General features: G+C 41.1%; 11 protein-coding genes. 9 read left to right on the top strand and 2 right to left on the bottom strand.

The genetic code is table 11. From position 1 onward, the window contains the following. The first annotated feature begins 106 nt into the window (after positions 1–106). Positions 107–772, top strand: a complete 666-nt coding sequence (locus Q0R88_RS23860) for a hypothetical protein (protein WP_295720934.1) — start codon at positions 107–109, stop codon at positions 770–772. On the opposite strand, the gene Q0R88_RS23855 is transcribed toward Q0R88_RS23860, so the two are convergent. Beyond that, positions 773–1,438, bottom strand: a complete 666-nt coding sequence (locus Q0R88_RS23855) for a phosphatase PAP2 family protein (RefSeq protein WP_295720933.1) — start codon at positions 1,436–1,438, stop codon at positions 773–775. It lies immediately after the preceding gene. A gap of 80 nt (positions 1,439–1,518) precedes the next feature. Here Q0R88_RS23855 and Q0R88_RS23850 point away from each other — a divergent pair, with 80 nt between their 5' ends. Both Q0R88_RS23850 and Q0R88_RS23845 read left to right on the top strand, forming a co-directional pair. After that, positions 1,519–3,450, top strand: coding sequence for an amino acid permease (locus tag Q0R88_RS23850; protein ID WP_295720932.1), 1,932 nt, complete (start codon positions 1,519–1,521; stop codon positions 3,448–3,450). A 14-nt stretch (positions 3,451–3,464) separates the two neighbouring features. Next, positions 3,465–3,872 carry a DUF5655 domain-containing protein gene (locus tag Q0R88_RS23845; RefSeq protein WP_295720931.1) on the top strand — a complete coding sequence of 136 codons (408 nt, stop codon included), beginning with the start codon at positions 3,465–3,467 and terminating at the stop codon, positions 3,870–3,872. A 334-nt stretch (positions 3,873–4,206) separates the two neighbouring features. On the opposite strand, the gene Q0R88_RS23840 is transcribed toward Q0R88_RS23845, so the two are convergent. Further along, positions 4,207–6,156 carry a KUP/HAK/KT family potassium transporter gene (locus Q0R88_RS23840; protein WP_295720930.1) on the bottom strand — a complete coding sequence of 650 codons (1,950 nt, stop codon included), beginning with the start codon at positions 6,154–6,156 and terminating at the stop codon, positions 4,207–4,209. 267 nt (positions 6,157–6,423) lie between these two features. Between Q0R88_RS23840 and Q0R88_RS23835 the strand changes: the two genes are divergently transcribed. The 6 genes from Q0R88_RS23835 to Q0R88_RS23810 all read left to right on the top strand — a co-directional run bounded on the left by Q0R88_RS23835 (position 6,424) and on the right by Q0R88_RS23810 (position 11,823). Then, entirely contained in the window at positions 6,424–6,888 is a 465-nt protein-coding gene (locus Q0R88_RS23835; protein ID WP_295720929.1) for a T9SS type A sorting domain-containing protein, read from the top strand. A 151-nt stretch (positions 6,889–7,039) separates the two neighbouring features. Continuing rightward, positions 7,040–7,651, top strand: coding sequence for a fumarylacetoacetate hydrolase family protein (locus Q0R88_RS23830; protein ID WP_295720928.1), 612 nt, complete (start codon positions 7,040–7,042; stop codon positions 7,649–7,651). A gap of 2 nt (positions 7,652–7,653) precedes the next feature. Further along, positions 7,654–9,375, top strand: a complete 1,722-nt coding sequence (locus Q0R88_RS23825) for a M23 family metallopeptidase (RefSeq protein ID WP_295720927.1) — start codon at positions 7,654–7,656, stop codon at positions 9,373–9,375. A gap of 11 nt (positions 9,376–9,386) precedes the next feature. Next, positions 9,387–9,848: a thioredoxin-dependent thiol peroxidase gene (gene bcp / locus Q0R88_RS23820; RefSeq protein ID WP_295720926.1), complete on the top strand. Its 462-nt coding sequence runs from the start codon at positions 9,387–9,389 to the stop codon at positions 9,846–9,848. A 57-nt stretch (positions 9,849–9,905) separates the two neighbouring features. Next, on the top strand, positions 9,906–10,751 hold the full coding sequence (locus tag Q0R88_RS23815; protein WP_295720925.1) for a transketolase: 846 nt from the start codon (positions 9,906–9,908) through the stop codon (positions 10,749–10,751). Positions 10,752–10,857: 106 nt separating this feature from the next. Next, positions 10,858–11,823, top strand: a complete 966-nt coding sequence (locus Q0R88_RS23810; RefSeq protein ID WP_295720924.1) for a transketolase C-terminal domain-containing protein — start codon at positions 10,858–10,860, stop codon at positions 11,821–11,823. Positions 11,824–11,838 lie beyond the last annotated feature (15 nt).

The raw sequence follows: 11,838 nt of genomic DNA, 5'->3' as shown, positions 1-11,838 counted from the left end.
CCGTAGGCAGTCGTACATGTCTGATTATCAAATTCATAATAAATAAAAAAAGTAACCAACGAATTAATTTTTAAAACCAATTGTTCTTTTTAAAGTTAGTTTAAGTATGAAAAAGACAATTTTAAGTTTAAGCCTAATCCTGTTTTCCACTTTAGGTTTTAGCCAGATACTCAAGCCGGTAAAGATAGATAGTCTTGTTACCGTTTCATTACCCGCTAACTTTACTAAGAAAGATACCTTAGGTCAGCAAATTTATCAGGGTACAGCCTCTATGGGATATATAGTTGTTATACGTGCGGAAAACGCGGCAAACAACAAACCCTTAAATAAAGAAAAAGACCTAAAAAAGGTATTTCAAAAATTTGCAGATGGGATCCAGAAACAATCACGTAATGGCAGCATCATGAACCCACGCGATACCACCATTGGTAAACTTGAAGCCAGGGTATTTACGCTGAGAGTTGATAACAGCAACTCCACAGGCGAAGCACCGCAATTAAGGCAGTTTATCCTGTTATATACCCAGGAAGCTACCTATACACTGGAGTATTTTTATCCCGAAGCCAGGGCCGAACTTGCTAAGGCCGAGCTAAAAACGTTTACAAGTTCAATAAAACTTGCACCCGATTTAAAACGTAATGATCAGTATATTTCAAATGCCAAGGGTTTATCAACGCCTATAAAAATAGCTTTATATGGGGGTGCTCCACTTATAATTATTATTGTGCTGATGGCTATGCGCAGGAAGAAAAGACTAGAAGCCGAGGCTTAATTATTTAAAAAGAGTTCTGTATAGGCCCTTGTTCCACTTATCGGTATGGATAAATTGTTTACTATCCAGCCAGGTTAACCAAAACACGGTAACCATTACACCGATAACGGAACCGGCAATAACATCTTCAAAAAAGTGTTGGGTAAGGTACATTCTTGAATAGCCAACCAACATAGCAATTAATAAGGCTGGGACACCCCAGCCTTTATTTTTGCATAAATACGTAATTACCAGCGCGGCCGAAAAAGCGCTTGTTGTATGCCCCGAGGGGAAACTGTTGAAACTGAGTATATAAATTCCTTTAACGGTGTGTACATGGCTCCACTGACTTTCAAAGTAAAGCATTGGCCTGGGGGCGTCAACAATGTATTTTAATACCTGGGCCACCAACGATGTTACCAGGTAACTTGATGCTAATAAGAGGAATTTGCGATAGCTGAATAAAAGCATGATCAACGATAGGGTGATCGCTGTAAGGCCATCTCCTAAGTCGGTCATGTAGGGTTCAATATAATCTGCCCAGGGGCTATTCCATCCATTAACTGCAAAGAAAACTTCCTGCCGGGTGTATAATAGTTTGATAACCAAACAAGCGCAAAGAAACAGCAGGTAGAGTATAAAAAACGGCCTGATCCTGTATAAAACATCTTTTATCCCTATCTTCATGGTGCAAAATAAGCATATACTTATTCAATGCAAAAAAATGATTATGTTTGGAATTGGGTTACACTAATTACTTTAATTAAATGTCGAAAAGTATATTTCGTAAAAAATCTGTTGCCAAAATATTACATGATGTTGAATGCGGTTTCAGCGACAGCGAACACCCTGGTACCGCCTCCTCCCAATTAAAAAAAGAACTTAACGTTAAAGATCTAACCCTCATGGGTATAGCCGCCGTAGTTGGCGCTGGTATTTTCAGTACTATAGGCGAGGCCTCTTTTCATGGCGGCCCCGCGGTATCTCTTTTATTTGTAGTAACTGCCATCACCTGCGGGTTTTCGGCCCTATGTTATGCCGAGTTTGCTTCCCGCATACCTGTTGCCGGTAGTGCTTATACTTACGCTTATGCGTCATTTGGTGAATTAATTGCCTGGATAATTGGCTGGGATCTTTTAATGGAATATGCCATTGGTAACATTGCCGTTGCCATATCCTGGAGCGAGTATTTTGTAAACTTGCTGGAGGGTTTCAATATTCACCTGCCCAAATACCTTACCATGGATTATGTGTCGGCCTTAAGAGGTCACGACGCTGTGTTGGCTGCTGGAAGTAATCTGGCTGATATTAGCGATAGGGTAAAAGGTGCCGCCATGGCCTGGGATAATGCGCCCGGTATCGACGGATTTAAACTGATTGCCAATCTGCCTGCGTTAGGAATCGTATTTATTATCACCTACCTGGTTTATATCGGCATCCGCGAAACCAAGAAGGCAACGAATGCTATGGTGATCCTGAAAATTGTGATCGTTATAGCGGTTATCGTTGTGGGCTTTTTTTACGTAACACCGGCTAACTGGCATCCATTTATGCCAAACGGTTTTGGAGGTGTTATGAAAGGTGTATCGGGTGTGTTTTTTGCTTATATAGGTTTTGATGCCATATCAACCACTGCCGAGGAATGTGAACAGCCCCAGCGGGATCTGCCCCGTGGTATGATCTATTCGCTTATAATTTGTACTGTTTTATATATCCTGATAGCCCTTGTACTTACCGGTATGGTAAGCTATAAAGAACTGCAGGTTGGAGATCCGCTTGCTTTTGTATTTGCTAAGGTGGGCTTACATAAAGTTAGTTACATTATATCTATAAGTGCCGTAATTGCAACTGCAAGCGTTTTGTTGATATTTCAGTTGGGCCAACCACGTATCTGGATGAGTATGAGCCGGGATGGTTTGCTTCCCAAGGCATTTTCACGTATCCATCCTAAGTTTCATACACCGGCTTTTGCAACTGTTGTAACCGGTTTCGTAGTTGCTGTACCAGCGCTGTTTATGAACCTTACCGAGGTTACCGATTTAACCAGTATAGGTACCCTTTTTGCATTTGTATTGGTTTGCGGTGGGGTATTGCTATTGCCACGCGAGGCCGCGGTTAAGGGCAAATTCCATTTGCCGTATGTTAACAGTAAGTTTATAGTTCCGTTGATAACCATTATCATATTTGGTTCGCTTTTTTACTTAAAACCCGCTCCACAGGTAGAAATGATGCAGTTTAAAAAACTAAGGGAAAAACCGGCAATTATCGAGAGCCTGGATGCTGCCGATAAATCCGCTTTATTTGTTACCTGCAATATGCTTTATGGGAAACAAAGTATTGACGGTAAGGCTGACGAAACAAAGTATTTTAAAAATCTGGAAGAAGATAAATTCAACACTGCCTTAAGGATTACCCCTATCAGCGAGGCTAAAAAGTATCATTTAGGATTAGATGGATTTTTATATAATTTCCCTAACTACCTGTTCTTTATTCTCATTATTATAATTAGTGTTTATAGCTTCTTAAAAAACTTCTCGCTGATACCTGTTTTAGGGCTTATGAGCTGTTTTTACCTGATGACCGAACTTGGTTATACCAACTGGTTACGGTTCCTGGTATGGCTGGTAATAGGCCTGGTAATATATTTCAGCTACAGCTACAGGAACAGTGTATTAGGCAGGGAGGTTGAAACAGCATAGATAATTAGATAACCATGTGGACCTGCCCCATTTGCAACCGGGAATTTACTGCCATCAACCAGGTGCACTCCTGCAGGGAGCGTAACCTGAGCGATTTTTTACAGGGTAAATCAGCGCACACGGTTGAATTGTTTGATCATTTGATAAATGAATACCTGCAAATGGCCCCCATTAAGGTTTACCCAACCAAAAGTATGATCGCTTTGGGGCTACGCACAAATTTTGCTTATGTAACTCAGTTAGGTAAAAATTTTATTGATGTAGTATTCCCCTTTAAAGAGATCTATGCAGATAATCTGTGCTTCACTAAAATAAAAACGGTTCCCGGAACTAATGATCATAACCATTACTTCAGAATGTATTTTAAAGAAGATATTAATGAAGAGGTGAGGGGATATATGAGGAAGGCTTTGGAGGGATAATCTCACGCTCCAAAGGCCACTGTATGAATACATCTTGTTAATAAAAGAAAATTGTCATTTCGACGAACAGCGGGTGGCACGAGCATTGGGGTGAGGAGAAATCTTATATAAGCGACAAGCGAACATGCAGGTTGTATAAGACTTCTCCTCACCCCTTTCCTTTTTCCCCACGCCTGTTCGTCGAAATGACAACATCTTTTAATACAAAATAAGGGGGGATAAAAAGATGTGCCTACATAGTAACTCTAAAGGAGATGTGTTCCCACAAAGCCTATAAAACAAAAAGACCTCAGATAATCTAAGGTCTTTTTGTTTGTAAAGGGTTTATGTGCGGCTAATTCACCCTGTGTATTTCAATAGCCTCAGGTATTGACAACATCAGCGGAACTTTTTCAACCGTTACAAAACTCAGGTCGAGGCCAAAACCGCGTTCTTCTGATAAACTTACCTTTTTGAGATATACATAAAAATCCATTATAAAACGCTCATATAACGATAGGCTATGCGAACGGGAAAACACCTTTTCAATCACCACAAACCTAAAGTCGCCCACTATTTTGTGTTTATTTAGTGATTTGTAATGACTGGTAATATCTACCTCGCCTTTTTTAACCAAGTCTTCAACCACTTTCCTAAACAACAGGTTTATCTGCTGCTCAACCCGGAAACCTAATTTAAAATCGATGCGGATAAGTTTGTTTGGCACCAAAAAGTCGACTTCGTACTCACGTTTGTAGGGCTCATCAACCACATCAACGTGAACCAGCCAATATACATCTGCACGCTTAGGCTGCTTTTGGAGTATGGAGTAAACAATTTTCGATTCGATTTCTGAGTTGAAATTGGCGCTGGTTAAATAAACCAGTTGCGATGCGTATTTAGGTACGCTTTCGTCTGCACTTAGTTCATTAATAAGGTTGTAATAATCATCAATACCTACAAACTTAACGTAACGGTTCCTGATTTTGCGGGCAGTGTGCCATGTCCACATCACCGTGAATAATACAAACCCTATTGATAGGGTGAACCAGCCACCATGTAAAAACTTAACCAGGTTACCTGTAAGAAACGTACCCTCAATAACCAGGTAAACCGCTAAAAACGTATTGATGATATAGGAAGGTACTTTTTTGCGTTTCAGGAATTTAGATACCAGTATGGTGGTCATGAGCATCGCTACCGTGATACTTAAACCGTAAGCCGCCTCCATTTTATCTGAGTGGCGAAATATCAGTACCACACCCAAACATCCGGCCCAAAGCAGCCAGTTAACACTGGGTACATACAATTGTCCCTTTTGCTCTGATGGATAATTGATACGTACTTTTGGCCAAAGGTTAAGCCTTACAGCCTCGGCAATAAGCGTAAACGATCCCGAAATTAAGGCCTGGCTGGCAATAATAGCAGCAACGGTAGCTATACCGATACCGAATATAAGGAACCACTCGGGCATAATTTTATAAAAGGGGTTATTGGTATTCAGGTCCATTACGGTGCCATTTCTTTGCAGTAACCAAACTGCCTGCCCCAGGTAGTTAAGAATTAAACAGGCTTTAACATATATCCAGCTTATGCGGATGTTTTGTTTACCGCAGTGCCCCAGATCTGAGTATAAAGCCTCGGCTCCTGTAGTACACAAAAATACCGCTCCTAAAATGATAAAGGCGTTATGACTGCCTGCAGAACTTAACAGCTCATAAGCATAATATGGATTTAATGCCCTGACAATACCCGGTGAGTGAACAATATAACTGATCCCTAACACCCCCATCATGGTAAACCAGATGAACATAATAGGTCCAAAAGCCTTACCAACCAGTGATGTACCAAATTGCTGTATAATAAACAGCCCGGTAATAATGGCCATTACAATTTTTACAGTAGGCAATTGTGGGTAGTAAGTTTGTAAACCCTCAATTGCCGATGATATGGTAATAGGAGGGGTAATGATGCCATCGGCAAGCAAGGCGCAACCACCAACAACGGCAGGTACAATAAGCCATTTTGCTTTTCGGCGAACGAGTGAGAATAGGGAGAAGATACCACCCTCACCCTTATTATCGGCACGTAGCGTAATCACCACGTATTTCAGCGTGGTTTGCAGCGTTAACGTCCAGAAAATGAGTGAGACTCCTCCAAGTATTAATGTTTCGGAAATTTGGTTTGTACCAACAATGGCTTTGAATACGTATAATGGGGAGGTACCAATATCACCGTAAATTATTCCTAAACTGATGAGAAGGCCAGCGGCCGACAGTTTTTGCAGATCTTTATGGTTCGACACTATTTTGATTTTGTGAAGTCGCAAAAATATTAATTTTTTCCATTAAACTTAAATTATCATTAAACGTATAAGTAAATTACGAGTCAAAACCGTAAAAACAGCCCTTATTGTTAAATTTTGTTAAAAAGTTTTACAAAAACGTCATTTTTCTACGTCGTGAGGGCATTATTTATACTTTTGTAGGGAAACTTAATAATGAGGCGAAAAACTACTTACTCTTTTATTTACACATATGCATGGCTTGTATTAGTTGCGATGGCAATTTTTATGAATTTTGCGTTTGCAGCAAGAGTTACGCCCGATAAACTAACTGGCACTAAACAGGCTAAAGGTGATACTACCTATCATGTAACTAAAGCAAAAGGCGGTAAGCCTTCCTATTTAAAAAATGGGCTTCACCTGGCGCTGCCACCTTTAAAACCAGCTGTAACATCAAGTGCAAAAGTAAGTGTATCGCGCCCCGATGATAAGTTGCTTAATGACGTACAGTTGTACCCTAACCCGGTTACCGATCAAATTAACCTGAAATATTCGGTTAGTCGCAACTCCAACGTAACGGTTAAAATAATGGATGTGTTGGGGAATGATATAACCACCGTATTTAACCAACGGGTTGAGGTTGGCGATCACAATATCAGCTACTCCATAAACAACAAACTTAGTCGCGGCTTTTATTTTGTACGCGTTGTAGCCGGTACCGAATCGGTTATTAAAAGGATCTCTGTATTATAGCACCCGCCTTCAGGTGCCTATAGGGCTTATAGAAAATTACGCTCCATTTTTATCAAAGGCCGGGTATTTCACCCCAACATCTACACTTTAAAGCTTACGTGTATGCCAAACCCATCTATTTTTTTAGCTTTGGCGTTTATAGCATTCCCTTATGAAGATAATTGCCATTGGCCGCAACTATGCCGAACATGCCAAAGAATTAAATAACCCGGTGCCAACCGTTCCGGTTATTTTTATGAAACCGGATACTGCCATTTTAAAAGATAACAAACCTTTTTATCACCCCGATTTTTCGGAAGATATCCACCACGAGATTGAGATAGTTCTTAAAGTGAGTAAGGAAGGCAAGCATATTGGTGAAAAATTTGCCGGCAGTTATTATGAAGAAATTGGGTTGGGTATTGATTTTACAGCCCGTGATATCCAAAATCGACATAAAGAAAAAGGGTTACCCTGGGAACTGGCTAAGGCGTTTGATGGTTCGGCACCGATAAGTGCTTTTGTGCCAAAAACAAAGTTTGCCAATATTTATGATATCAACTTTAAACTGGATGTGAGCGGCGAAACCCGCCAGGAAGGCAATACAGGTAATTTGCTTTTCTCTTTTGAAAGCATCATTGCCTTTGTATCCAAATATGTTACACTTAAAAAAGGCGATCTGATATTTACAGGCACCCCTGCAGGTGTATCAAAGGTAAAAGTAGGCGATAGGCTGGAAGGCTATCTGGAAGGTGAGAAAATGCTTGACTTTTACGTAAAATAAGCATGATTAAAAAAAGAATTATTATTATCTGCGCGCTGTGCACCGGTTTTTATTTGAATTTGCAGGCGCAAACTACCACCATACAAAGCAGGCCCTATCCTCAAAATTATTTCCGCTACCCACTCGATCTTAAGCCCCCTACAACGGCAGGTTCATTTGGCGAGTTAAGGCCTGCGCATTTTCACTCCGGACTTGATTTTAAAACCAATCAGCGTACTGGTTACCCGGTGTATGCCGTAAATGACGGCTATATTTCAAGGGTACGGGTACAGTTTGGCGGCTTTGGGCGGGCTATTTACATTACCCACCCCAATGGTTATACCACGGTATATGGTCACTTGCAAAGCTTTACCCCGGCGGTTGCCGCGTTGGTAAAAGCTTACCAATATGAGCATCAAACCTTTGAGGCCGACTTTAAATTATTACCCACACAGGTACCCGTTTGTAAGGATGAAGTAGTGGCCATATCGGGCAATGCGGGGGCATCGGCCGGGCCGCATGTGCATTTCGAGATCAGGGATACACAAACCGAAGAAACTATCAACCCGCAGCTTTTTGGCTTAACTATCCCGGATAAGATTCCGCCCAGTATCAGTTCCATCGGGATTTATCATCTTAACGGCAACCCGTTTAGTGAAAAAACACAGCATGAGTTTATGGCAGTTGGCGGTGCCGCGGGTAATTATCATTTAGTAAAACCACAGGTGTTACATTTAAGTGGCAATATCGGTTTTGGTATTAATGCTACTGATATGAACAGCACATCGGTAAATCACAATGGTATCTACTCCGTTGAGCTGAAACTTGATGGCCAAACAGTGTACACCTTTGCAGTTGAACGTTTCGCGTTTGATCAAACCCATGCCATTAACGCCTATATTGATTACCCGGCTTTTACTTCATCGCGCCGGTGGATGCAGAAATGCTTTATTATGCCGGGCAGTCATATTTCGCTTTATCCGCAATCTATTAACAGGGGCATCATTACCTTTAATGATAATGCGATACATGATGTTGAATATGTTGTAAAAGATGTTGCTGGCAATACTTCATCATTAAAATTAAAGGTACAGGCAAGTCCGTTTACAGCAACTGCCAGTAAAATAGAGGGCACTTTGTTTCATTACGATAAAAAAAGCGAATTCAGTACCGATAAGGTGAAGGTTACCGTAATGCCCGGCAATTTATATGACGATCTGGATTTTATCTACTCTAATTCAGCAAAACCTGTTGGCGCATACTCCTCTGTACACCATATTCATAACCACTTAACACCTGTTCATGACAATTATGAGCTGTGGATAAAACCCGAGGTTGACCTGGGTAAATATGCTGATAAAGCAGTTATTGTAAGCACCGCGGGCTTTTGCCAGGGTGGTTATTACCAGGATGGCTGGGTAAAATCGCAATTGAGCACCTTTGGCGATTTTTATATTAAAGTGGATACCATTCCACCGGTGATCCATCCGTTAAATATCAAAAACGGAAGTAATATGAAAATGGCCCGCAGTATTAATTTCAGGATGAGCGATAACCTCTCGGGCATAAAAAGTTACATCGGAACCATTGATAATAAATGGGTTTTAATGGAACTGGATTATAAAACTAAAATTCTAAGTTATACCTTTAACGGCGATATTACACCGGGCAAGCACACTTTTAAGCTTACCCTTGCAGATAACAAGAACAATTTTGCAGATTTTACCGCAGATTTTTACCGATAATACTCAAAACTATGTCAACATTAAAAGAAGGCGATAAAGCCCCGGGTTTTACAGCAAAAGACCAGAACGGAAACACCGTTTCGCTGTCTGATTATAAAGGCAAAAACGTAATACTTTACTTTTATCCTAAAGATGATACCCCAGGCTGTACAGCCGAATCATGTGATTTTAGGGATAATTACCAATCATTGCTAAGCAAAGGTTACGAGGTGATTGGTGTAAGTACCGATGATGAAAAATCACACAAAAAGTTCGAAACCAAATATAGCCTGCCCTTTACCCTCATAGCTGATAACGAAAAGGAAATTGTTGAAGCTTATGGTGTTTGGGTAGAAAAAAACATGTACGGCAAACAATACATGGGCACCGCCCGCACTACCTTTATTATTAATGGCGATGGAATCATTGTGCATTTAATTAGTAAGGTTGATACCAAGAACTCCTCACAACAAGTGCTTGAGTTAGTAAAATAAGTGTTAAAAGAACAATAAATATTTTTTACTTTAGCCGATCAGTTTCCTAAATTTATAATGAAATCAACTATTAAAGACTTAGAAAAAATCGCGTCACAAATCAGGCGCGACATTGTACGTATGGTACATGGTTGTCAATCTGGCCACCCTGGTGGTTCATTAGGTTGTACCGAGTATTTTACCGCCCTGTATTTTGAGGCGATGAACCACGATCCTGAATTTAACATGGATGGCATTGGCGAAGATCTTTTCTTTTTATCAAACGGTCACATTTCGCCGGTGTTTTACAGCACTTTGGCCCATGCCGGCTATTATGATAAAGCAGAACTGGCTACCTTCCGTAAGCTTAATTCGCGCTTACAGGGTCACCCTACAACACATGAGCACTTGCCGGGTGTACGTATTGCTTCAGGATCATTAGGCCAGGGATTATCTGTGGCTATTGGCGCTGCTTTGGCTAAAAAGCTTAATGGTGATAAAAGCCTGGTTTACACGCTGCATGGTGATGGCGAGCTACAGGAAGGACAAATTTGGGAAGCAGCCATGTTTGCGCCGCACAACCAGGTAGATAACCTGATCTCAACCATTGATGTAAATGGACAACAGATTGATGGGCCAACCAAACTTGTTTTATCACTTGGCGATTTACACGCCAAATGGGAAGCTTTTGGCTGGGATGTTTTGGAAATGAAAGGTAACGATATGGCCGATGTAGTTAAAACGCTAAAACTGGCTAAAAGCCGCAGCGGGCAGGGTAAACCTATCATGATATTAATGCATACCGAAATGGGTTATGGAGTTGACTTTATGGTTGGCAGTCACAAATGGCATGGCGTTGCTCCAAATGATGAGCAATTGAAATTGGCCTTGGCTCAACTGGAAGAAACCTTGGGCGACTATTAAGCCCCCCGGGCCCCCCCCTAAAGGGGGAGCGAAAATAAATAACTATCATTAACTACAATTAATCAAAGTAGCCCTCTCTTTTGGAGAGGGTTGAGTGAGGCCTCTCATGAAAAAATATACTTACACAGATAAAAAAGATACCCGCTCGGGCTTTGGCGCCGGGTTGCTGGAAGCCGGCAGAAAAAACGACCAGGTTGTGGCTCTTTGCGCCGACCTTATTGGCTCGTTAAAAATGAATGATTTTATTAAGGAATTTCCTGACCGTTTTGTACAGGTAGGTATTGCCGAAGCAAACATGATGTGTATTGCTGCAGGTATGACCATTGGTGGTAAAATACCTTTTACAGGTACCTTTGCTAACTTTTCAACCGGCAGGGTTTACGATCAGATCCGCCAGTCGATAGCTTACTCTAACAAAAATGTTAAAGTTTGCGCATCACACGCTGGCTTAACTTTAGGCGAGGATGGTGCAACACACCAGATATTAGAAGATATCGGCCTGATGAAAATGTTGCCTGGGATGACTGTTATCAACACTTGTGATTACAATCAAACCAAGGCTGCTACTATGGCTATTGCCGAATATGAAGGTCCGGTTTACCTTCGTTTTGGTCGCCCGGTGGTACCTATTTTTACAGATCCTGATCAAAAGTTTGAGATTGGAAAAGCATGGATGGTAAACGAAGGTGCCGATGTTAGTATATTTGCAACCGGTCACCTGGTATGGCAGGCTATTTTAGCAGGTGAAATACTTGCAGAGCAAGGTATTGATGCCGAGATTATTAATATTCATACCATTAAGCCTTTGGATGCAGAAGCTGTATTAAAATCAGTAGCAAAAACAGGTTGTGTGGTTACTGCCGAAGAGCATAACCGTTTAGGTGGATTGGGCGATAGTATAGCACAGGTTTTAGCTACACATACCCCGGCCCCGCAGGAATACATTGCTGTAAATGACAGCTTTGGTGAAAGCGGAACGCCCGAGCAGCTGATGACCAAATACGGCCTTGATGCAGAGCATATTGTGCTTGCCGTGAAAAAGGTTATCGAAAGAAAAAACAAAAATGCTTAATTAGCATTTAACTAT

Origin of the sequence: Mucilaginibacter sp. (assembly GCF_025362475.1) — a bacterium.
GTDB lineage: Bacteria > Bacteroidota > Bacteroidia > Sphingobacteriales > Sphingobacteriaceae > Mucilaginibacter.
Note: the sequence above shows the minus strand (reverse complement) of the source record. Positions and strands in the feature narration are given on the sequence as shown.